Origin of the sequence: Mucilaginibacter robiniae (assembly GCF_012849215.1) — a bacterium.
GTDB classification, from domain to species: domain Bacteria; phylum Bacteroidota; class Bacteroidia; order Sphingobacteriales; family Sphingobacteriaceae; genus Mucilaginibacter; species Mucilaginibacter robiniae.
The window spans coordinates 2,438,140-2,461,016 of sequence record NZ_CP051682.1 but is presented as its reverse complement, the minus strand read 5'-3'; the positions used below and the strand labels follow the sequence as shown (position 1 = coordinate 2,461,016).

Here is a 22,877-nt window from a genome sequence, read left to right as displayed (position 1 = left end):
TTTACTGTTGCTTAGGTAAGGTAAGCTCCTCATTACCGCTTAATCCGCCGGTAATTTCGGTCCACTCCAGGGTACGTATACCTGCTTCTACCTTCTTTTTCTCTTTGCTACCTTGAACAAATACGTAATCGCCGTTTTGCAGATAATATGATGGAATTACCAGCGCATCTTTCTTTTTCTGAATAATGATATTAGCTTGCAGCTGCGTTCCATTCAGCAAGTTACCTGGCGTATTCGTGAAAGTAGCTTCAGCAATAAAAGCCTGCTCGCTGGTATTAAAAGCCGGATAAATTTTGGTGATGGTAGCTTCATAAACCTTATTTTTATCACTGTTAAGTGAGATTAAGGTTTGCTGACCTACCTTAATACGTTCAATATCATTTTCGGCTATATCCAGTTTGGCAATAGGCTTACCAGCACCAACCAAGGCAATGGCATCGCCTTTACGCACGTAATCGCCTGTTTTTTTCACCACATTCATCACCACGCCGGCACCACTGCTGGTTAGGTTATAGTAATTGTTATTGGCTTCCTGAATTTTGTACTGTGCCTTGGCATTCTGTAGATTTAAATTCAGATTACGTTGCAAATCGGCCAGGTTCTTTTGCAGCACATGCAGGTTAGATAAAGAGTTTTGATAGGTAAGGCGCGAGTTCTCAAAATCGGTAACTGATACAGCTTGGGTTTTAATCAGGCGTGAGTAGCGCTGATAGTTGGCCGAATCTACCCGGTTGCGTTGTTTAGCCAGTCCAATCTGTATTTTCAATTGCTCAATTTGCGGTGAGCCCTGGGCAGTGTTGGTTTCAGCATACTGCAAATTGGTTAATGCATTGCTTACCTGAGTTTGCTGCACATCATTAGCCAAGCGAAACAGCGGCTGACCGCCTTTAACGGTATCCCCTTCGGCTACATAAGCTTTCTTGATAAAGCCTTCGGCATTAGCCATAATGGTGTATTGGTTCAAGTTTTCAATATGACCACTGCCGAAAACGGCATCTACAATATTTTTACGCTGTGGCTTAACCAAGTTTTTAGGCTGGCAACCGGCTAATATTAACAAAGCGGTTAACCCCAACAGCGAGTAGTGTTTTATATACATACAATGGTTCATCTTATCTCTTTATTGACGTGATAGTAAGGTTGATCGGGTGGACAGTAGTTGCGACAAGCTGTTCAGGTAAGCATTTTCTGCTGTTAAGTAATCCTGAAAGGCACGCAGGTAAATATCCATGCTCAAAATACCTTCTTGGTATTTTTGCTGATTCAGCTTTAAGTTACTGCCGTATAACTTAAAGCTAGTGGCCGCTGCCTGCGCCATGTGCAGGTAATCGGTATAGCTTTTCAGCAGCAAGCGATCGTTAATTTCACTTTGCTGACGGGCGTTGTTGTATTGTATTTGAGCGATATTTTTTTGTACCAGCGCGCTTTTATATTTATTGCTATTGGTAAACCCGGTAAATACCGGAACGGTTAAATTAACCCCCAGGTAGCGGTAACCTGACCAGGCGTTATTGCCAAAACTCAAACCAAAATCGTTACGGAACTGTTGTGCGCCAAAGTAAGCCGAGGCGGATAGTTTAGGGTAGGCTGTTGAACGCTGCGAACGGCTTTGCAAAGCGGCTATGCTGATTTGCTGCTGGTAAACATCCAGGTTTTTGTCATTACCCAAGTTGGGTATACCTACCGAAACAAGCGAATCCAGATTCAGCGTTTCGGCCACAGCCAGTTCATTGGTGGGTTGTTCGCCTAATAAAATTTTCAGGTTCTCTATACTTTGATCATACAACTGCTGGCTTTGTGCCTGATTTTGCTGAATGTTGGTGGTATTGATGGTGGCTTGGTTTACGGCCAGCAAATCGGTAGTACCTTCTTTTAACCGCTGTTTGGTAAGTGCCACAATACTATCGGCCAATAGCTTATCAGTAGCTACAATTTTCAGGGCCGATTTGGCAATCAGTGCCGAAAAGTAATACTTACCTGCTTGGTCTCTTAAGTTCTGCAAGTAAGAATCCTGTTGCAATTGATTAAGTCGGATATTGTTGTTGGCTATTTGCGATTGCAGGATGGAGGTCCAATCGAAAATGTTTTCAGTTAGCGTTACGCCGGTGTTGTAAATAAACTGCTTACCGAATTGTGCATAATACGTAGTACCTGGCTGCCCTAATAATATACCAGGTATAGGCGTTACCGCCAGGTGCAGGTTATCCGTTCCGTTAAAATTAGCGGAGGCATTAGGGTAAATAAAACCTTTAGAAGCTTTATAGTTATAATGCGTCTGTTTAATTTGCTGCTGGTAAACGGCTAGTGTCGGGTTATTTTTTACGGCTGTAGCCACCACCTCCTGGTACGATTGTAGCTTTACCGTATCGGCTTGAGCCTGCATTACTGCTGGTTTAGGATGGCTAGCTAACAGGTTGAGCCATAAAATAGCGAGTAGCTTCATGTTTAAAATTCTTTCAGGTATTTAATCAGCATTTCAGGAATAACAGCCTGCCGGGTTTCTATAAAAACTTCCCAGCTGGTTTCCTGTACATGGGTCATGTAATTAATCATAGGTTGGGCAATAAACGGGAATACAGTTTCAGAAATAATACTAACCATTACCTGAATAGGCCGAATAGGGCGAATAAATCCCTTTTCCATACCCTCTTTAAGCTGCTGAATAAACAAGGTATTACCGACGCGATTTTCAGTCACAATATTGATAAACTCATCCGGATTGTAGCGTAGTTCGTTAATCACGAACATCGGTAAATCCGGGTTTTTCTGCATTGATGAGATATAATGCGCCACCAATAGCGGTATTTTCTCTTCCCAGGTATTGGGCTGATTCAATAACGGGATAACAGAAGCCGAAAACTGCTTAAAGGATAGCAGAAACACTTGCTTAAAAAGCAGTTCCTTACTACGATAATAATAATGCAGCATGGATTTATTAATACCTGCCGCATCGGCAATTTCTTGCATACGCGCACCAGCCAATCCTTTTTTTTGAAAGATGCTTAAGGCTGCATCAAAAATCAGCTCTTCTGTTGTTTTATTTACGTCAACCATTCAGTTCAACCATTTGGTTGATGCAAATATACAAGCAAATTTTATACTTAAAAGGAGTTCATAAATAATGGTTTACAGATTACAATACACGTAAATTCATTAACTATGATTGCATTTTTTACTTAACTTTATATTAATAAACCTATTATCAAAGCCTTATTTACAGATTGCTTTTTTGATATTGTTCTGTAGATCTGCGTTGATGCTTATTCATTAAAACCGATACCTAAATTGACTCACTTATCAAACACCCTTCAGCTAGCGGCTAACCGCTTGCAGCATTATTTGCGGTTAGGATGGCAGCATTATCAACAGTTTGTTGCTGATGCAATTCAAGCTGACTACCCTAACCACAAAGAAGATATCCATTATTGGCGAAAAAAGCTATTTACGTGTTTTGTAACCTATACGTTGCCGGTAAGCTTACTAGCTATAATACCCGGTATATGGGTAGGCATCAGGCAAGGGTATGGACTGGTAGTTTGTTTTGGCTTAACAGCAATAGCTACGGTATGCTTAGTAGCGCTGAACAAATCATTAAGCCTGAAATTTAGAAAGATGTTTGTAGTAGCCATGTTTTACCTGCTGGCTATTGTACTTACAATTACATTCGGCACTTTGGGGCCCGGAATTTTATACCTGCTAGCCCTAAATTTGTTTATTACCCTTACTTCCAGTGCAAAGGCAGCTTACTGGTCGGTAGCAGTTAATGTACTGGTAGGCGCTGTCTTTGCTTTCGTAATTCAGTTTAGGCTTTTTGCTACTCCTTTAATACAGGAGTATAATACCGGCAGTTGGATAGCGGTGGTATCTAACCTGATTTTTTTAAGTTGGGTTGGTGTAGCCCTGGTTAATTATGTGCTTAGCGGATTGGAGAAAACTTTAACAAAAGAGTATATATTACAGGACGAGCTACAACAAGAAGCCGTAGAAAGACAGCGGCGTAATGAACAGTTAAAGGAATCGGAAGGACATTACAAAAGTTTATTCCATTCAAACCCAACGCCTATGTGGGTATTTGATGAAGACACTTTACAGTTTTTACAGGTGAACGAGGCAGCTATTGAAAGTTACGGCTATTCGCGGGAAGAATTCTTATCTATGACAATTAAAGAAATTAGACCCGTTGGAGATGTAGATCAATTTTTGACGACTCTAAAGCAAGATTTATCAACTGGTATGGATTTTCATGCTTATTGCCAGCATTGTCGTAAAAACCAGCAATGTTTTCATGTAGAAGTACAATGCAGTACCATTCCGTTTAATGGCAAACTATGCAAACTAGTTATAGCACATGACATTACCGAACAGGTTAATTATACCCGTGCTATAGAAATGCATAATAAAAACTTACAGGAAATTGCCTACATACAATCGCATGTAGTAAGAGCACCATTGGCTCGCATAATGGGGTTGGTTGATTTGCTGATTCAAAATGCTCCAGAAAAAGCAGATCAGGAAGTATTACACCATTTGGAAAGCTCAGCTAATGAGTTTGATGAAGTAATTAAAACTATTACGTATAAAACTTATAACTACAATGAGAGTGATAATATACCAGAACTGTAGTTAACCAGCTTAAAGAACCAAATGTATTATAACCAATCCGGTTTGATTATAATATAAAGAGGCTTATTGTTTTAAACCTTTGTTGGCCTGCGCAGGCTGTATTATATATAGAGTAGTTAACTTAGGCAGCTTGCTTTTTAGCAACTTCCTGAGCAACTTGATTTTGCTGACGTGATTTGAACTGTGTTAAATCTTTTTGCAACATAGCTTTTAGTTCTAAATCCAATGCTTTTAACAGTACGGTGGTTTGTGTAGATGCTTTCATGCGATGTTTAATTTGTTGTATTGGTATATGCCAAAATGGTGCCAACTTTAATTTAGTACGCTTATAATAGCCTGCAATGAGTTTCTGTAAAAGGTAAACTTTGCTTTCAGGCTAATTTTATAGCCACCTCACGAAATCTTTTAAAGATATATGTAGAGAAATACATACAAATAAGAAGTTATCAGCCGAATTCGGCTTATCGGCTGCACAAAAACCAAATTGTACTACCTACCATACGCTAAGTACATTTGTCTAGAACTAACTTTGATGTACAGGCACAGCAAAGCAAAAGGTAGAACCTTCACCCTCTACAGAATCTACCCACATACGGCCGCCCATATGCTTAATAATTTCGGCTGAGATATAAAGTCCTAAACCTAAACCAGGAAAAGTGTGCTCGCGGGTGCCACTTACCCGGTAAAATTGCTCAAACACCCGGTCTTTTTTATCAGCACTGATTCCAATACCAAAATCCTGAACACATAGCTGAACTTCTGCACCTTGTAAACTGGTTTGTACTACAATTCGGTTAGCCTCAGGCGAATACTTGATGGCATTGGTTAGCAAATTAATAATTACCTGGCCTACCCGGTCGCGATCGCCTATAACAGTACCATGAAAATTAAGCTCCATTACCATCTGGTGCTTAGATGCGGTACGCTGTAAATCTTCTACTACCTCTTCCACCATCTGGCTAAAGTCAAATACCGTGTCGTTAAATTGTAATCTGCCGGTATTTATTTTAGTTACATCCAACAAATCGCCAATTAAACTATTTAAGCGGTTAATCTGCTTATCCATTTTAGCCAGCATCTCGGCATTCTTAATATCGCCCGAACGCCTGAACATACTTTCCATTACCTGGGTGTAAGCCTTTAAACTGGTTACAGGCGTTTTCAGTTCATGGCTGGCTACGCCCAAGAAGTTGTCCTTTTGCTGCGAAAGTTCCTTTTGTTCAGTAATGTCAGTATTGGAACCATACCATTTAATCACCTGGCCATTTTCATCTCTCAAAGGCACAGCACGAACCAACCACCAGCGGTAATGGCCATATTTATCCAACCGCCTGATTTCAACTTGGTAAGGCTCACCTGTAGCGATGGATGCGTTCCACAAAGCGGTTGCAGGTTGCACATCTTCCGGATGCACATCTTTCAACCAACCTGTACCCAAGGCGGCTTCAACAGGCTGTATGCTGTGCTCGCTCCAGCGCTGGTTAATGTAATCCATCAATCCGTCGGGAGTACTGCTCCAAACCACAGCTGGTACCGAATCGGCCAGAAACTCCAACTCTTTAACAGCTTTGTTCAGTTCAGTATTTTTTATATCTATTGCCTTACGGGCATTCAACTCAGGCCGCAAATCGCGGGCAATTCCTGCTATAGCTATAGGTTCATTGGTAATATCTTCACGAACAACAAAAAACTGCTTGTGTATAGGTATAATTTCGCTGGTTTTTTGATGAAGTAACTCTAACTGGCCCGACCATCTACCGGTTTTCAGGAGTTGAGGCAATACCTCATCCTTAATTTTATCATTAGCAGCCACCGAATGATAATCAAAAATTGTAGTGCCACTCAGAGTTTCTTTGTTTAATCCAATCAGCTCACTACCCGCTTTGTTCAGATAAATAGTATTACCGCTGATATCACAATAATTACAAAAGTCTTCGCTACTATCTACAATGGTAGCCAAGCGTTGCAGTTCGGTTTTAGCCTTAATTTCAGGGCGCAAATCACGAATAGTAGCGCCACGGCCAATTACATTGCCTGTTTGCAAATCCTTAATTAAAATAAAGCTTACCTGACACGGGATAACCTCGCGGGTTTTACGGTTCATCAGGTTAATTATGCCTTGCCAGCCTTCGTGCTCACTAATTTCTTTAATTACCTGCTGCTGTACCCGCTTCAGCTCATCAGGCATGTAAAAATCGTTGGCACTTAAGGTATGTACATCAGTACCGGCATCTACACCCAGCATTTTCTTGGCAGCCTGGTTCATGTATAGTAAGTGCCCGTCCATATCGGCTACGGTCATCTGGTCGGCATTATTGTTAACCAAACTCAGCAATTGCAACTCGCGTTGCCGGGCGTTTACCTCCGTGGTAATATCCTGTGCAGTACCGGCAAAGCGATAAGCTGCATTATCATTATTAAAATAAGCTTTGCCTTTACAATGCACCCAACGCACCTGCTGATTATGCCGGCCTACGGTACGATACCGAATATCATAACTGCTGCTATTGTAGGGGTTAATGGCTGCTGTAACTGCTTTACGTACCAGCTCTGCATCATCCGGGTGAATGCAACTTAATACATCATGATATGGAATAATACTATTGCCGTCAAAACCAAACAACTCACGGCATCGGGCATCCCAGTTTACGACATTGTTAATTGGGTCCAAATCCCAAGTTCCCACTTCAGCAGCATCCAACGCAAAAACTAAGCGCTCTTGTGTTTCGGCCACCTGCTGGCGGGCCAACACCAATTCCGTTACATCAGTAGCCGTGTTAATGATAGCTTGTGTTTGTCCGTCAGTTCCTTTTAAAGCTTTATAAGTGAAAGTAAAATAGAAGGTTTGCAACTTACCATCTACTATCAAATCAGCCGGATCCTCCTGGGCTTCATAGGCTTGCCCGGTGGTAAAAACGGTATTTAGTAAATCAAAAAAAGGTTGCCCCTCTAATTCAGGTAAAGCATCTTTAAGTGGTTTATTTAATACGGAAGAATCTTTACCCCACGTTTGCAACATAGCCTGATTGGCGGCTATAATCTGCATTTCCTGCCCCCAGTAAATAGCGGTAGGCATAGGTGATGCTTCAACCAACTGTTGAAAGCTTTGTTGCGTAACATGATTGTCGGACTGCATATCATTCATAAACGGGATAAATATAAGTTTTGCCCTGCTGATAATTCAACATTTTATAGCCTTTATGTCTTATACATTACAATGCATACCGAACAGCAAATCTTCCAATTTAAGCATGAATTATCGGACTATTTATCTTAACTTTCAGCGTTTAAAGAACCAATTTTTACCAACTAGGTTGCTTACTAAAGAAAATATTTTTTCAGCTGGTTCACTCCAATATAAAGAAATAGTACCTTGCAAAAGTTACAAAATCCTATGTTATAAACCTCCGGTCGGCTCATGCCAGCAACCATAACAGAACAGGATAGTTATTTTGTTATTTTTTAAAAGCCGGAAACCTATTATTGCAAGCCAATGATGAATAGAAAGTTATTATTGTTTTTTATCTGCATCATGATAATGAGCATAAGCGCTATGGCCCAATCTAAAGAAGAAACCGAAGTAGCCCAGGCAGTAACTGCCTTAACCAAGGCCATGACGGATGCTGACACCACGCAGCTCTCCAAGCTTACTTCTGCACATTTAAGTTATGGACACTCCAGCGGTAAAGTTCAAACCCAAGCTGAATTTATACATTCACTGGCTACCGGCGAGTCGGATTTTGTAAGTATTAACTTAACCGAACAAACCATTACGGTATCGGGTACTACAGCCCTGGTTCGCCACACACTAGCAGCCACTACCAACGATAGCGGCAAACCTGGCACGGTTAAGCTATACATTTTACTGGTGTGGCAGAAAACCAAAAGCCATTGGATATTATTAGGCAGGCAAGCCATAAAACCGCCGGTGAGCTAATCGGGCAGGCAAATCATATTTAATTTACCAATTACACATGAACAACATATTTGATTTAACGGGCAAAACGGCGCTGGTAACAGGCGGCAATAAAGGTATTGGCCGTGGTATGGCGGTGGGCTTAGCCCAAGCAGGTGCCGATGTTATTGTCGTTTCTGGTTCTGTAGCACTGGAAGGCAGTGAAGTAGAGCAGGAAGTAACGGCTTTGGGTCGTAAGTTTAAAGCTTATCAAGCCAACCTTTCTGACCGTGACAGCCTTTATGCTTTTATTAACCAGCTAAAAACCGATTATCCGCAGATTGATATTTTGGTAAACAACGCCGGCACCATACTGCGCAAACCGGCAGCCGAACACCCTGACGAATACTGGGACAGTGTATTATCTTTAAACCTGGATGCTCCTTTCATTCTGGCGCGCGAACTGGGCAAGCAGATGGTAGAACAAGGTTCTGGTAAAATCATCTTTACATGCTCATTGCTGAGCTTTCAAGGCGGCATCAATGTGCCGGGTTATGCAGCCAGCAAAGGGGCGCTTTCCAGCTTAGTTAAAGCCTTATCTAACGAGTGGGCAGCTAAAGGGGTTAATGTTAATGGCATAGCGCCGGGCTATATTGCTACTGACAATACTGAAGCACTGCGGAACGACCCAGACCGTAGCAAAAGTATTTTGGAACGCATACCTCAAGGCCGTTGGGGAAACCCGGAAGATTTTGCCGGACCAGCCATTTTCCTGGCTTCTAAAGCTGGCGATTACGTAACCGGCACCATCCTGACTGTAGATGGCGGCTGGATGGGACGATAAACTGGAAAGCCCGGAAACAAGAGCCAAGAGTCAAGAGTCAAGACGTAAGTTACAATTTAAGAATATAGATTCAAGAACATTAGCAGGCAATTGGATAACGGCCATTCGCCACCGGGAACCCGCCACTGAAAAACAAATACCTATATGGAAATCAGATTTGAAAATAGCAAAAAGGAAGTTAGCAGAATGATTACCGAAGAGCTGAGAGAAGCTTTTTTGGTAGAACAGCTGATGCAGGAAGATAAAATTACGCTGGTGTACTCGCATTATGACCGCCTGATTGTAGGCGGTGTAAAGCCAGTAAACAGCCAAGTAAGGCTGGAAACGCATACCGAGCTTAAAGCCGAGTACTTTTTGGAGCGCCGAGAGCTGGGCATTATCAACGTAGGCGGTGCAGGCACCGTGACTGCTGATGGACAAACTTACCATTTAGATAAGTTGAGCTGTTTGTATTTAGGTAAAGGCACCAAAGAAGTTAGCTTTACCAGCACTGATGCGGCTAATCCCGCAATGTTTTACCTGCTATCAGCACCGGCACATGCCGAATATCCTAGCCGCTTGATGCCTAAAGAAGAAGCTTCACCAGTGCAGTTAGGCGATGCAATGACTTCGAATAAACGTACCGTGTACAAATACATTCACCTGGAAGGCATTCGAAGTGCACAACTGGTAATGGGCCTTACCGTGCTGGAACCTGGCAGTGTATGGAATTCTGTACCACCGCATACGCATACCCGCCGTACCGAAGTGTACTTTTACTTTGATTTGCCGGAAAACCAACGCTTGTTCCATTTTATGGGCGAGCCGCAGCAAACCCGCAGCATTGTTATGCAAAACCATGATGCCGTGATCTCACCACCTTGGTCGGTACACTTTGGTTGTGGTACCAGCAATTACACCTTCATCTGGGGCATGGCCGGTGAAAACCAGGTTTACTCAGATATGGATGCTTTGACTGTACCTGATTTAAAGTAAATCTACATTTTAAAATCCAAAGTAATAAAAAGAGGCCGTCTCATAAGTCAAATATGAGGCGGTTTTTTATTTAGTTATGATTTTTGGTTGGAAGGTTGAGTGAAAGATGTCAGCAGCCGTTTAAGAACCGGGGGATTGATTCTAACAGGTTCTAAAAGTCTATAAAAAGCTTGTTTTCAGGTTTTCCATTTTCTTAGGTTATGTGCGATGGATAATAAGCCGATTTCGACCTCGGCCTTGGACATCCCTTTCAGCAGGAATCGTCTGAAGCCATGGTTATGCTTTAATTGGGCGAATACCGGTTCCACATCGGCCGGCCTTCGTTTCCTGAGGTTGATACCCTGTTCTGTATTCAACCGTTCTTTGGCTGCCTGTTTATGTTGTCTTAGGCTGTGGTTGATCTCAACGACCCGGTTACCCTGTGTAGTATGGCAAACACCACGCATCGGGCAACCTTCACAGTTCTGGGCACGGTAACGGCTGATCAGTTGTACAAAACCAGATGAAGTGACTCGCTGACCGTTACCGATATGCGCCATCCATTGACCTATCGGACAAACAAGGTAATTCTCCGCTTCGTTATAATGCAGGCTGTCGTTACTGAACGCTTTGATACCGTCCTTTTGTTCCTTATCGAACGTATTGTATTTGATGTAAGCCTCAATGCCTTTTCGCGCTAACACACCGTAGTTCTCATCCGATCCGTAGCCGGCGTCGGCAACAATGGCTTTGGGCAGGTCTTTATATAAGGCTTGGTATTGTTCAATATGGGAAGACAAGGTTTGGTAATCGGTTGAGGTTTGATGCAGGGTATAATTAAGGATGAATTGCTCCTGGGTGGATATCTGCAGGTTATAGGCCGGCTTAAGTTGTCCGTTCAGCATATGGTCTTCCTTCATCCGCATGAAGGTGGCATCCGGGTCGGTCTTTGACATGCTGTTACGGCCGGCTAATAACTTTTCCTGCTCGTCATACCGTGCCAGGCTCTCCGGCCAGTGCTTCTTTGCGTAGTTCAGCTTTTGCTTTACTTTTTTGTCTACGTCTTCTTTATCATCTAAGGCTGCATTGATCTTTGAGATGGTTTCCTTTACTTTCTCCGGGTTGATCTCACTATATTCCAAGGGCGCTGTATCTTTTAGTTCTTCGGCGGCAATGCTTTGCGCATAACCCCACAGTTCATCAAGCTGGGCTTTCATCTTATCTTTATTCGCCTTGATGTTTTTGCCCCATACGAAGGTGTACTTGTTCGCCGCTGATTCGATCTTGGTACCATCAGTAAAAACGGCTTCTTTCAAGGATACGATACCTTCCTGCTCGAGCAGCAACACGATTTGTGAGAAGATCTGCTTTAAGACGCCTGACAACTTCTCGCTGCGAAAACGGTTGATGGTGTTGTGGTCGGGCTTTTTCATCCCTAAAAGCCACATGAAGTGTACGTTCTGTGCCGCCTGTTCTTCCAGTTTGCGTGAGGAATAAGTATTGGTCAGATAGCCGTAAACCAGCAGCTTCAGCATCAGCCGGGGATGGAAACTTGACGCCCCGCCGCCTTTGTACTTCCGGTTGATCGGTTTGACATCTACCGTGTCCACGACCTGTTTAACGATACGGACCGGATGACCTGTCGGTACCAGTTCCTCCAGTTTGTACGGTAAAAACGTTAACTGGTCTGGATCATATTCCTTAAAGACTATCTTGCCTCCCATGCCTTTAAGATACCAAAAATATCCTAAAACAACAAGAGACTGTCCCTTATGAGACAGCCTCTTTTTTATGAAGTGCTGGTACAGAATTGAGCCTAACACTTTAATTATTTAGCATCTGCTGAATAGTTTCGGCCGATTCAACAACATCAAAATTGCTGTCGCCTATAAAAACCTTAGTGGTATTGCCATCAAAATCGACTACCTCATAAAAGTATAAAATCAGATCTGCGTTAAAGTAAAGTTTCCGGCCATCTGGCGCTTCCGACAGTTCAATAATCTTTGCCATAGTTGTGTTGTATATGCTGATGGCAACAGTTAAAAAACAAATAGGGTTTTAAGCGGAGCAACTATTTATGCCGGGTAGGTTAATTGCGGTCATCCTACCTCAGAAAAATTTATAACATAAATGGATATTTAAGTCTAATCAAATTCTAATCTGTTTTCATTAAACTAATGTTCATTTTGGCTATCTGACTATTAAAATTAACAAAATACGAATTATGAAAAAGATGATGTTACTGGCTGTCGCAGCAATGATTTCTGCCGCAAGCTTCGCTAAAAATACTATACCGGCTGTTAAAAAAGCGCATACTAAAGAGGTGAAGAAAGAAGTAAAAGCTCCGGTTGCGAAAAAAGAGGTTGCTGCAAAAGCTGATACCCAAAAGGTAAAAAAAGCGGTGGTGCACAAAACTCATAAAACCGTAGTGAAAAAAACAGCTAAATCAGCTACTAAATAATATTACAGCAGGGGAATACAATAGCAAAGCCGGCTTACATTAAGCCGGCTTTGCTATTTTTATAAAGGTTTATAAACCTTACAGGGCAGTGAAATTATCTAACTCGGTATGCTGGTCTTGTTCAGCCTGTTCCATAAAGTTGTTTAGTTCTTTGATGATAGTATCTAGTTCGCTGGCTGAGGCCTGTAAGTGCTCATGATATTCTTTTAAACTGGAAGCATCAGCATCTTTATCAATCAAATTAACAAGGCCCAGTATATTCGCTACGGGTTTTCTTACCTGATGAGAGGTAATAAACAGCATATCTTCTAACGCCTTGCTGTATTGTTTTTCCTTATCGCGGCTTAGCTGGCTTAACTTGTTGTAGTGTGCCGCTATGTACGCAACAATACAGATGGCAAAAATAGATATGCCACGATTAACCCATACAGATAAGTTAAGCATTAAACCATTTTCAACGGCAATCAGTAAACTGAGGCTAATGAGCAAACAGGCGGAAAAAGAAAAACCGATTATAGTTTGTATAGATTGTTTAAATACGGCTAAAATGCAGCACAAATACAAAATATCAACAGTATAGTCGGTTGGTGTTACAATGTCAATAATAAAAACAGCCGCAAGGCCTAGCGCCGATATAAGCTGCACTTTATTTAAAGACATAAATCGAGTAAATTCATGATGGTTGTGCTGTGTACGGTAAACATCTGCTTTAAGTTTGGGTATCTACAAGGCATAATTTATCAGTCAAAACGCAAGTATTAGCAACCATCAAAATCAGTCAGGGTATCAATTGCCGGATCTGTAATATCTATAAATTCTTAAAAACACTTAGTAACCTTTATGTGCTTATTCATCATCTGCTTTCAACAAGATTATTTGCCACATGCACTCTGAATTCTTTCACATCGCGTACCATGATTTAATTAAAATAGGTTTATCTATATTCTTCGGTGGAATATTAGGTTTAGAAAGACAGTACAAACATAAAACTGCTGGTTTTCGAACTATTATCCTGATCTGTTTAGGCTCAGCCTTGTTCACGCTGGTGGCGCAAAAGGGTGGTACAAATGTAAATGCCAATGTAATTACGGGCATTGGCTTTATTGGTGCCGGTGTGATATTTAAAGATGGTTTTTCGGTAAGTGGTTTAACTACCGCGGCCGTAATCTGGATTTCGGCTGCTATTGGCGTAGCAACCGGCACCGGCGATTATACATTGGCTATGGTGGCTACTGCATTAACCATATGCATCTTATCGGTATTTAGCTTGTTTGAAGATTACATGAACAAGATACATAGTAAGAAAATTTACAATCTTGTATTTACCGACGTTAATTTTGATGATATTAAATCTTTCGAAAGCTTGGTAATAGTCCATCATTTAAAGTCAGAACGCCTTTCCATCAACAAAAAAGATAACAATCTGCAGGCGTTGATTGAGGTAACTGGTCATCAGGAAAATATCAATAAGCTAAATGAGCAATTAGCTATCAGTCCGCTGGTAAAATCTTTTTAATGCTTGTCTTTCCTACAGGTGCAATAAAAAACTTGCCTATTTATACCTTTTGTTGCCCTTTGTAGCTAAAGCTTACTCAATACTGCATGCACTTACTCTAGGTCGTACAGATTACCAATAACTGCAAAGAGCTACCAAATAAAAAAGTCCTGCTGATGACCAGCAGGACTTTTATTTAAATAACGTATTTTAATTCATTTTAAACGGAGCAATTAAGTAAAACTCCGGTATTTGGACGTTGAAGGTGGTGTTATCTAACAGGCGTACCATCTCGTACTCGCCTTTCATGCTGCCCATATCAGTTTTCAGGTTGCAGCCTGATATGTATTCGTGTGAATGGCCCGGTTCAATAACCGGCTGTACACCTACTACACCTTCACCTTCTACTTCGCGACGGGTACTGTTCGAATCAAAAATGTGCCAGTGGCGGCGCATCAGTTGCACAGTATAGTTGCTCAGGTTTTCAATATTTATTTTGTAAGCAAACATGTAATGCTCATTCGCCGGGTTTGAGTATTCAGGTTGGTACTGCGTTTCCACCGACACTTTAACTCCATCTGTTATTGTAGTAGTAACCATATTCAAAGTTATGTTTTGGGTGGTCAATAATCAAGCCATTTGCACACTATATTTCTCATTTATCTGCCATAAAATATCATACAGTTCGTCAATATTTTCGGTAGATACCAGTTTCATGCGGTACTCCTTAAAATGGTCTAACCCCTTGAAGTAGTTGGAGTAATGACGACGCATTTCAAATACACCGGTTTTTGGTCCCTTCCACTCAATGGATTTTTCCAAATGTGTTTTGCAGGCATCAATCCGCTCGGCTATAGTAGGAGGTTCGCGGTGCTCGCCAGTAGTAAAAAAGTGCTTAATTTCTCTGAATATCCAAGGGTAGCCAATAGCTGCACGGCCAATCATCATGCCGTCTACGCCATACTCCAGCCGCCAGTTGGCTGCCTTTTCGGGCGAGTCAATATCACCGTTACCAAAAATAGGTATCTGTATGCGCGGGTTGCGTTTAATTTCACGAATCAGCGTCCAGTCGGCTTCACCTTTGTACATCTGGGCGCGGGTGCGGCCATGTATGGTAAGGGCTTTAATGCCTACATCCTGCAGGCGTTCGGCTACTTCGTACACGTTTTTGGTATTATCATCCCAACCTAAACGGGTTTTTACCGTTACGGGCAAATGGGTAGCTTCTACCACGGCTTTGGTCATGGCTACCATTTTATCAATATCCTGCAACAGGCTGGCTCCTGCACCGCGGCAAGCCACATTTTTAACTGGGCAACCATAATTGATATCCATCAAATCCGGACCAGCCTGGGTGGCTATTTCGGTGGCTTCGCGCATATGCTCAATATTGCTGCCGAATATTTGAATCCCAATGGGCCGTTCATATTCAAAAATATCCAGCTTCTGACGGCTTTTAGCAGCATCGCGTATCAGCCCCTCTGATGATATGAACTCGGTGTACATCATATCCGCGCCATACTTCTTGCATACGTAACGGAACGGCGGATCGCTCACATCTTCCATAGGTGCCAGCAGCAGCGGAAACTCACCTAAATCAATATTTCCTATTTGTACAGACATAGCTTACCTTTAACCGCTGCAAAAATACGAAATTTGCAACAGTTATATGATGACAGAAAAGCCATATCAGCGTCAGCAGATGAATCCGGCGCTGCAGTTTGTAGTATTTTTAGCGCTTACCGTAGGGCTGATTATTGTGGGGCAATTGCTCGGACTGGCAGCCGCTTACATTTTTTATGGTTCGGATGCCGTAAAGCAGATTCTGCACATGAACATCTCGACACCGCAGGCTACGCATGCTTTATGGGCCATTCAGCTTTTGGGTACTACGCTGCCTATCGGTTTAATTCCGGTTTTGTTTGCCTTGATTGTAAAAGAGCCTAATGCTTACCTGAAAACCAACATCAACTTTCGGCCTATTTTACTGATGGCCGTATTGCTGATTATGGTTGCCTCTACCCCGATTTTGCAGGTGCTAATTAATTTTAACCAGCGCATGGTACTGCCACAATGGCTGAAAGGGCTGGAAGACTGGATGCGCAGCTCGGAGCAAATGGCACAAAAAGCTATGATGGCTATGCTGCAAATGAATACTGTATGGGATTGTATAGTTAACGTACTGCTGATTGGCCTACTAACGGCTTTTGTAGAAGAACTAATGTTTCGGGGCTGCCTGCAAACTATATTGGTGCGGTGGACGAAAAGCACCCATGCCGCCATTTGGATTACAGCCGCTTTATTCAGTGCTTTCCATATGGAGTTTTTCGGTTTTTTACCCCGCTTAATGCTGGGCGTGCTGTTTGGCTACTTTGCTGCCTGGAGCGGTAGTATATGGCCGGCCGTGTGGGCGCACTTTATAAATAATGGAACTGATGTGGTTTTGGTATACCTGTATCAGCATAAAAAGCTGGCAGGCAACCCGGATAGCCCCTATGTTTTTAATTATAGCTGGTATATTTTAAGTGTGTTAATTACCGTAGCTTTGTTATATGCTTACCGGGCTATTGCCTTGAACAAGCATCAAGCTTACCTGCATTAATGGAAAAAAACTGGGTTAAATTTTATACATCAACCGACTATTTTAAGGCTGAAATAATTAAACAGGTACTGATTGAAAATGAAATTGGCGCCGTGTTGCTTAATCGCCAAGCCTCTTCGCACCGCAATTTTGGCAACATTGAAGTTTACATTCATCAGGAAGATTTCAGTAACGCCATTGAATTAATGGTGATGAACCAGATTACTTTATGAAAACACGTGCTATAACTGGGCTATTTTTTATAGCTGTAATGCTGGGTTCTTTTTTTGCCGGGCATTACGTATTTGCTGCTTTTTACCTGTTGCTGAGCTTACTTTGCTTGCAGGAGTTTTATAAACTGGTTAAGCAAGCTGGTATCAACCCCAATGTGGGTGCTGGTATATTAAATGCAGGGTTACTTTATGTAGCTTTTGCATTGCTAAGCTATAGTTCTGATCCAACCAACGTGGGGTTTACCTTCCCGGTAAACAAACTTGTTTTTTTATTGCCGGTAACTATGGGCAGCATACTGGCCCTTGAACTATTTAAGGAGCAGCCTAACCCATTTACGCATATTGCCTATACTTTTTGGGGTATCATTTTCGCTGTGGTGCCGTTTTGCTTTTTTCATGCACTGGCTTATGTAGGGCATAGTGGTTTTAACTTTCATATCCCGCTAGCTTTTATGCTGATGCTATGGGCTAATGATACCGGGGCTTACTTAACTGGGCGCTGGCTGGGTCGAACCAAATTGTTTGAACGGCATTCGCCCAAAAAAACTTGGGAAGGCTTTATTGGTGGTGTTTTGATAAGCGCGGTAGTAGCTTTTATTATCAGCAGGTACTACCCCGAAATGTCATGGCGCAACTGGGTATCAATGGCTATCATTATAGGTGTGGTAGGCACCACTGGCGATTTAGTAGAATCTATGTTCAAGCGCAGTATTAATATTAAAGATAGCGGCGGCATATTGCCTGGTCATGGCGGCTTGCTGGACCGTTTTGATGGACTATTACTGGCCTGCCCAGTTGTATTTGCTTATTTATACTTTGTGCTGAACTAAGCCGTAATCTTCTATCTCAATAAAAATTACCTGAAGTTTAGGCACTCAGGCTGGATGATGAATTGTCAGTATAATTAACTACTATTCTGATCTTCTCATCTAGTTCTTGTACAGCGTGCTGCATAAGTTCCAGTTCTTTAATCTGAGAGGTATGCCCATCCATTTCCAAAATTTGCATTAAGCCCAGAATGGAAGCTACGGGACGACGTAACTCATGAGATTGAATAAAAGCAATTTCCCGGAGCGATTCGTTCTGTGCATCCAATAGGGCTCTTTGTTCAATTTTCGAGGTAACATCAGTAGAGTTGACTGATACGCCAATAATTTCACCGGTGCTGTCAAACGCTGGTTCAAACTTGGAAAGGCGCCAATGGTGACTGTTATGCTGTTTGATTTTTCTTTCAGCAAAAACGGCCGTCCCTCTTAATGCTTTAGTATAATCTTTATAAAAAACGCCTAAGTTGTCAGGATTTAAGTAATGCGTCATGGATTTACCTCTTTCCAGCGTTAACCCATAAGCTGATTTTACATAATTTTCCCAGGCTTTATTAAAAGTTAATATTTCAAAATCTTTTCCTAAAAGCAAATGGCAATCAATTGAACTTTCAAAAAAAGACCGAAGTTCAATTTCTGCTCGTTTTGCCTCCGTATATTGCTCTTTCAGAATTTGTAGGCTGGCATCAAATTCCATTAGCTGAATAGCCTGTTTAGAAAGAGCTTTCAACATTAGCTGCTGAATGCTGCTCAACTCTTTAGGTGCTTGGTCAATTACGCATAAGCTTCCCAAGTTCTGCCCGTCTTGCGTGGTTAATGGAGAGCCGGCATAAAAACGGATATTGGGGTTGCCCGTTACTAAGGGATTGTTAATAAAGCGTTCATCCTCAAGTGCATCAGGTACTACCATAACCTCATACTGATCAATTACATGATTGCAAAATGCATCACGACGGGTTGTGGTATCAAAATCAAAAGCTTGTTTTAATTTGATGTATTGCGTTTCCTCATCAATCAACGTAAGCAGGGCTGTTGGTGTACCGCAAATTTCAGCAGCAAGCTTTACAATCTCTTGTAATTCCTTTTCTTTGCTTAACTCTAGTTTTAAAAACCGGTTTACAGCAGCAATACGTTCTAACTCTTTTTGAGGCATATAATTAGAGGTGCTATACTTTAATCAAGCAATTAGAGCATAGATTTTTCCTTATACTTCAATAAACCTTATAATGTTAGAGTTTCCTGATAAAAATTAAACCGTAATTAAGCAAATACGTGTTCTGGTTAAATTAACTTATTATCAAATGCTTGTCAGTAAGGTTTTGAAGTTTAGTTTACAATATCAGCAATCAATACAGGGCTTTTACACTTTTAATTAAATTGTTTTAATGCAGGATTTTAATTAGAGCTGTTATGAGTATATCTGCTTTATATTAAAGCATGGGCAGTTCTATGTAAAAAGCGGTTCCCATATTTTCTTTACTCTCTAGCCATATTCTTCCGCCATGCAGTTCAACAATCGTTTTAATGATAGACATGCCCAGCCCGGTAGTTTCTTCCCCGTTTAAGCCCAACCGCCTTGCCTTGGTAAATTTATCGAATATGTAAGGTTGCAGATGATCGGGAATGCCAATACCATTATCGCGCACCGTAAGGATTACCCATGGATGCTGTTCTTGAATATGCACCTCAATTAAACCATTTGCCGGTGTGAATTTGATGGCATTAGATAGTAAATTGTTAAATGCCTGTATAATTTTTAAATTATCAATCTGCACATATATTTTTTCGGCAGAGGAGGTTAGCGTGAATTTTTTCCGAATAATGTCTTCCGAATTTTTGTAGGTATTTAAAACATCATTGATAGACCAAACCAGGTCAACCCTTTCCTTGTGCAAACCAACCTCAGGCGATTCTAAAAATTCAAGGTCAATCACGTTGCGTATCAGGCTGATGTTGCGCTGGCATAGTTCCTGAATAAATTCTACGGATTGTAATAGGTTTTCAGTTTTTTCCTCCTCAAGGCCGCTTTTAATAGATGCAGCCAATACGTCCATCGTACCCATAGGGCCTTTCAAATCATGGGCAAGAATATGCAGCATGGAATTTTTACGGCCGTTAATTCTTTCGGCATACAGCACATTATTTTGCAGCACTGTTATATCACGCGCAATACCCGCTATTGAATTGGTACCGTAATCTGCATCGAGCGGGTAAAGGCTAAGCTGAAGATACTTTTCCTGCCCGCTTGCTGGGCAAATTCTGAACTCGAATTTATGTTCCTGTGCCGATTGCAGGGCATCCGCATAGCAATCCTGAACATAACCCCGATCTTCCGGATGAATGATGTCTAAAAGTATAGATGGATTAAGTTCTACTTGATTTATAGGCAGCTCCCATATTTTTTCAAAAGCTGGATTAAGATAGTGAAAACAGTTATGAGCAGTATTGAAAATGAAATAAGCATCTTTAGAAAGACAGCCAATATGATGAAATAAGTTAGACGAAATATTCTTCATGCTACGGTAAAAGATTACCAAATATACTTTCAGTAACGCCGATAAATATGTAATCTTATTGTAAAAGGGGAATATTGATAAGAGCAATAAAGAATAAAGCCGCCTACGCTATACTTAAAGCAAAGAAAGATTAACGTCTATTTACCACGTCTTTTCGCCTTTTTTCATTTTATCCAATTCGGTGGCTAATACTTCATTTTGTCCTTTTACCGCAGCTTTATAGGCTTTTTCCATCGCGGTGATGGCTTCTTCTTTTTTGCCAAGTTTATATTGCAAGTGGCTATAGGTATATAGATAGCCTACGTTATGAGTGCCAGCCCCTACCAGTAGTTTATCACACCAAGATAAAGCAGTTTTTAAGCAAGTAGTATCATCAGTTGAGCGGAAAACGTTTTCGGCGTAAGAACTTAAATAGTCAGGGTTAAGGCCATCTGCATAAGGAGAAGCCAGGTAAGCAGTAACTGATTGACAGAACCTGGGCCAGTTATGTATAAATTGGTAGTAAGTAGGTTTAGACGATAGTAAAACAGCTTCTGACAAATCTGGGTATTGTGCATCTAATTTAGTTTTTACATCAGCCCAATTTACATTTTCAACCGCTTGACCAGAATACATAGCCATTCCCCAACCAAGGTCGGTTATTTTACCATCCTGCATTACCTCTGGAAAAACTACTTCCTGAAATACAATATTTCTAACTTTTTCGGCGCTTTTACCTTTACCTAAAACGGCATCAGCCTGAGTACCGCTACGGCGTAAAATATTAAAGCCAGGATCAGTGCTTTTAGTAGTTCCGGCCAAAACAAACTTCAAGTTTTCATCGGTGAGCAGGTTATTTTGTGTAGCCAGGTAGGTATTGGTTATAGTTGGTATAAATTTCCAATCGTTAGCTTGTAAAGCAGCACAGCTAAGGGTTAATAAAAAAGTGGAATCTCTTTTACCCTGTTCATATTGCTTCTTGAGTGTAGCGTATTGTGTTATCGGGTTTAATGCTGATTGTGCTTTGGCTATAAATTCATCAGGGTTCAGGATTGCACCTTCCTGTGTGTGTACCAAATCCCCTTGCGGGTTTAAAAACAAGAAAGTAGGATAAGCATGAATAGGGTACGTTGCCTTAATAAGCCTGGCATCCCGGTACCAACGTTTTATTTCAGGGTTATCTCTTTTTGATACATCTAACTGAACAGATACGTTGATGAAGTTCGCGTTAAAAAAATCTCCTACCTTTTGTTGCGGAAAAACTTCTTTCGCCATTACTTTACAGGGTACGCAATCACTGGTGTAAGCATCCAAAAAAATGTACTTGTTTTGCTGACGGGCTTTGGCTTTGATTTGTGCCCAGGTAAGGCCGTGTTCAAACTTAATTCCTTTAAATGGCTGTGCTTTAGTTAAACCGCTAGTAAGCAGTAGCAGAATGATAAAAAGGTTTTTCATGTTCAGGTAGTTGGTTAACAGTAAAGATAAAAGGAATAATTACTACCTGCCTGTTTTATATATTTTTTCGCCTATGCCGGTTAATTATTACTTTTGATACTTTATTTATAAGCGATATGACTTTTCATAAAGAAGGATATACCTCAATGGCTCTGTGCATACTGGTTATCTTTATACTTAATGCCCTGGTACATTTTTATTATCCGGAATCGATTTATCTGAAATGGATAGTATATGGTATATCAGCCTTGCTGTTTATTGTAATTCTACAATTTTTCCGTAGTCCGCGTTTTGCCATTAACACGCATGAAACCCAAGTGTTATGCCCTGCTGATGGTAAAGTGGTAGTGATTGAAGAAGTAGAAGAGCCGGAGTTCTTTCAGGATAAACGTATCCAGATTTCGGTTTTTATGTCGCCTATCAACGTGCACGTAAATCGTAACCCAATATCAGGCATAGTTAAGTACTTTAAATATCATCCGGGAAAATATCTGGTGGCTTGGCACCCTAAATCATCAACCGATAACGAGCGTACTACCATTGCTATTGAAAACAGCGCGGGCTTAACCGTACTGTTCCGCCAGATAGCGGGTGCTATGGCCCGCCGTATTGTATGGTACGTAAAAGAGGGACAGGAAGTAGAGCAAGGCCAGCAATTCGGCTTTATCAAATTTGGTTCGAGGGTAGATATTTTCTTACCTTTAGGTTCGCAGGTATTGGTTAACCTGGGCGATAAAGTAAAAGGCGGGCGTACCATGCTGGCCGAATTACCTGAAGCAGTTTAAATCAACCTAAATATAAACAAACATGAAAAAATTAGTATTAATGCTGGCCGTAATGGGTACCATGGCCACCACCTTTGCCCACGATAAAGACAAAGGTAAAATGCATGAAAAATGCACTGCAGGTAAAGATTGCTGCAAAAAAATGAGCCAGGCTAGCGCTGCAACTAAAGCAAAATGCGCTAAAATGTGCGCTGATAAAAAAGCAGCATAACACATCGGGTTCGTAACACAA

The 22,877-nt window shown here is 41.4% G+C and carries 24 protein-coding genes; 11 read left to right on the top strand and 13 right to left on the bottom strand.

The features are described 5' to 3' along the window. Window position 1 precedes the first annotated feature (1 nt). From HH214_RS11025 to HH214_RS11015, 3 genes are read right to left on the bottom strand one after another with little or no spacing between them, the layout of a single operon-like run. Window positions 2-1,099, bottom strand: a complete 1,098-nt coding sequence (locus HH214_RS11025; protein ID WP_169607637.1) for an efflux RND transporter periplasmic adaptor subunit — start codon at window positions 1,097-1,099, stop codon at window positions 2-4. 21 nt (window positions 1,100-1,120) lie between these two features. Next, window positions 1,121-2,443, bottom strand: a complete 1,323-nt coding sequence (locus HH214_RS11020) for a TolC family protein (protein ID WP_169607635.1) — start codon at window positions 2,441-2,443, stop codon at window positions 1,121-1,123. 2 nt (window positions 2,444-2,445) lie between these two features. Continuing rightward, window positions 2,446-3,054 carry a TetR/AcrR family transcriptional regulator gene (locus tag HH214_RS11015; RefSeq protein WP_169607633.1) on the bottom strand — a complete coding sequence of 203 codons (609 nt, stop codon included), beginning with the start codon at window positions 3,052-3,054 and terminating at the stop codon, window positions 2,446-2,448. A 231-nt stretch (window positions 3,055-3,285) separates the two neighbouring features. Between HH214_RS11015 and HH214_RS11010 the strand changes: the two genes are divergently transcribed. Beyond that, a complete protein-coding gene (locus HH214_RS11010) occupies window positions 3,286-4,623 on the top strand; it encodes a PAS domain S-box protein (protein WP_169607632.1) in 1,338 nt (445 codons plus the stop codon). A gap of 121 nt (window positions 4,624-4,744) precedes the next feature. On the opposite strand, the gene HH214_RS11005 is transcribed toward HH214_RS11010, so the two are convergent. Beyond that, complete coding sequence (locus HH214_RS11005) at window positions 4,745-4,888, bottom strand: hypothetical protein (protein WP_169607630.1); 144 nt, start codon at window positions 4,886-4,888, stop codon at window positions 4,745-4,747. A 258-nt stretch (window positions 4,889-5,146) separates the two neighbouring features. Beyond that, window positions 5,147-7,768 carry a PAS domain-containing protein gene (locus HH214_RS11000; protein ID WP_248282076.1) on the bottom strand — a complete coding sequence of 874 codons (2,622 nt, stop codon included), beginning with the start codon at window positions 7,766-7,768 and terminating at the stop codon, window positions 5,147-5,149. A 393-nt stretch (window positions 7,769-8,161) separates the two neighbouring features. Between HH214_RS11000 and HH214_RS10995 the strand changes: the two genes are divergently transcribed. From HH214_RS10995 to kduI, 3 genes are all read left to right on the top strand, one after another. After that, window positions 8,162-8,560, top strand: coding sequence for a nuclear transport factor 2 family protein (locus HH214_RS10995; RefSeq protein WP_248282075.1), 399 nt, complete (start codon window positions 8,162-8,164; stop codon window positions 8,558-8,560). 37 nt (window positions 8,561-8,597) lie between these two features. Next, on the top strand, window positions 8,598-9,362 hold the full coding sequence (locus tag HH214_RS10990; protein WP_169607628.1) for an SDR family oxidoreductase: 765 nt from the start codon (window positions 8,598-8,600) through the stop codon (window positions 9,360-9,362). A 144-nt stretch (window positions 9,363-9,506) separates the two neighbouring features. Next, window positions 9,507-10,337: a 5-dehydro-4-deoxy-D-glucuronate isomerase gene (gene kduI, locus HH214_RS10985; RefSeq protein ID WP_169607626.1), complete on the top strand. Its 831-nt coding sequence runs from the start codon at window positions 9,507-9,509 to the stop codon at window positions 10,335-10,337. Between the two features lie 176 nt (window positions 10,338-10,513). On the opposite strand, the gene HH214_RS10980 is transcribed toward kduI, so the two are convergent. Together HH214_RS10980 and HH214_RS10975 are read right to left on the bottom strand one after the other, a co-directional pair. Further along, window positions 10,514-12,040, bottom strand: coding sequence for an IS1182 family transposase (locus tag HH214_RS10980; RefSeq protein ID WP_169606389.1), 1,527 nt, complete (start codon window positions 12,038-12,040; stop codon window positions 10,514-10,516). 100 nt (window positions 12,041-12,140) lie between these two features. Further along, window positions 12,141-12,326 carry a hypothetical protein gene (locus tag HH214_RS10975; protein ID WP_169607624.1) on the bottom strand — a complete coding sequence of 62 codons (186 nt, stop codon included), beginning with the start codon at window positions 12,324-12,326 and terminating at the stop codon, window positions 12,141-12,143. 214 nt (window positions 12,327-12,540) lie between these two features. On the opposite strand from HH214_RS10975, the gene HH214_RS10970 reads away from it, so the two are divergent. Continuing rightward, window positions 12,541-12,777: a hypothetical protein gene (locus tag HH214_RS10970; RefSeq protein WP_169607623.1), complete on the top strand. Its 237-nt coding sequence runs from the start codon at window positions 12,541-12,543 to the stop codon at window positions 12,775-12,777. Between the two features lie 78 nt (window positions 12,778-12,855). On the opposite strand, the gene HH214_RS10965 is transcribed toward HH214_RS10970, so the two are convergent. Next, window positions 12,856-13,437 (bottom strand): histidine kinase dimerization/phospho-acceptor domain-containing protein, encoded by a 582-nt coding sequence (locus HH214_RS10965; protein WP_169607621.1) that lies wholly within the window; start codon window positions 13,435-13,437, stop codon window positions 12,856-12,858. A gap of 223 nt (window positions 13,438-13,660) precedes the next feature. Between HH214_RS10965 and HH214_RS10960 the strand changes: the two genes are divergently transcribed. Beyond that, on the top strand, window positions 13,661-14,293 hold the full coding sequence (locus HH214_RS10960) for an MgtC/SapB family protein (protein WP_169607619.1): 633 nt from the start codon (window positions 13,661-13,663) through the stop codon (window positions 14,291-14,293). A gap of 189 nt (window positions 14,294-14,482) precedes the next feature. Here the strand turns inward: HH214_RS10960 and apaG are convergent, their stop codons facing one another. Next, window positions 14,483-14,872, bottom strand: a complete 390-nt coding sequence (apaG, locus tag HH214_RS10955) for a Co2+/Mg2+ efflux protein ApaG (protein ID WP_169607617.1) — start codon at window positions 14,870-14,872, stop codon at window positions 14,483-14,485. 30 nt (window positions 14,873-14,902) lie between these two features. Beyond that, window positions 14,903-15,895, bottom strand: coding sequence for a tRNA dihydrouridine synthase DusB (gene dusB, locus HH214_RS10950; RefSeq protein ID WP_169607615.1), 993 nt, complete (start codon window positions 15,893-15,895; stop codon window positions 14,903-14,905). 46 nt (window positions 15,896-15,941) lie between these two features. Here dusB and HH214_RS10945 point away from each other — a divergent pair, with 46 nt between their 5' ends. The 3 genes from HH214_RS10945 to HH214_RS10935 are packed head-to-tail and all read left to right on the top strand — an operon-like array spanning window position 15,942 to window position 17,916. Further along, window positions 15,942-16,874, top strand: a complete 933-nt coding sequence (locus tag HH214_RS10945; protein WP_169607613.1) for a CPBP family intramembrane glutamic endopeptidase — start codon at window positions 15,942-15,944, stop codon at window positions 16,872-16,874. Next, the gene (locus HH214_RS10940) at window positions 16,874-17,086 is read left to right on the top strand and encodes a putative signal transducing protein (protein ID WP_169607611.1); all 213 of its coding nucleotides are present in this window, start codon (window positions 16,874-16,876) and stop codon (window positions 17,084-17,086) included. Before HH214_RS10945 ends, HH214_RS10940 begins: the two co-directional genes overlap by 1 nt. Next, on the top strand, window positions 17,083-17,916 hold the full coding sequence (locus HH214_RS10935) for a phosphatidate cytidylyltransferase (RefSeq protein ID WP_169607609.1): 834 nt from the start codon (window positions 17,083-17,085) through the stop codon (window positions 17,914-17,916). The genes HH214_RS10940 and HH214_RS10935 overlap by 4 nt, the downstream gene beginning before the upstream one ends. A 37-nt stretch (window positions 17,917-17,953) precedes the next feature. Here HH214_RS10935 and HH214_RS10930 read toward each other — a convergent pair whose 3' ends face one another. The 3 genes from HH214_RS10930 to HH214_RS10920 all read right to left on the bottom strand — a co-directional run bounded on the left by HH214_RS10930 (window position 17,954) and on the right by HH214_RS10920 (window position 21,860). Next, window positions 17,954-19,063 carry a GAF domain-containing protein gene (locus tag HH214_RS10930; protein WP_169607607.1) on the bottom strand — a complete coding sequence of 370 codons (1,110 nt, stop codon included), beginning with the start codon at window positions 19,061-19,063 and terminating at the stop codon, window positions 17,954-17,956. Between the two features lie 277 nt (window positions 19,064-19,340). Beyond that, window positions 19,341-20,426: a PAS domain-containing sensor histidine kinase gene (locus tag HH214_RS10925; protein ID WP_169607605.1), complete on the bottom strand. Its 1,086-nt coding sequence runs from the start codon at window positions 20,424-20,426 to the stop codon at window positions 19,341-19,343. A gap of 141 nt (window positions 20,427-20,567) precedes the next feature. Continuing rightward, window positions 20,568-21,860, bottom strand: a complete 1,293-nt coding sequence (locus HH214_RS10920) for a thioredoxin family protein (RefSeq protein WP_169607603.1) — start codon at window positions 21,858-21,860, stop codon at window positions 20,568-20,570. Window positions 21,861-21,976: 116 nt separating this feature from the next. Between HH214_RS10920 and HH214_RS10915 the strand changes: the two genes are divergently transcribed. Then, complete coding sequence (locus HH214_RS10915) at window positions 21,977-22,645, top strand: phosphatidylserine decarboxylase family protein (RefSeq protein WP_169607601.1); 669 nt, start codon at window positions 21,977-21,979, stop codon at window positions 22,643-22,645. A 22-nt stretch (window positions 22,646-22,667) separates the two neighbouring features. Next, a complete protein-coding gene (locus HH214_RS10910) occupies window positions 22,668-22,856 on the top strand; it encodes a hypothetical protein (RefSeq protein ID WP_169607600.1) in 189 nt (62 codons plus the stop codon). Window positions 22,857-22,877: the final 21 nt, after the last annotated feature.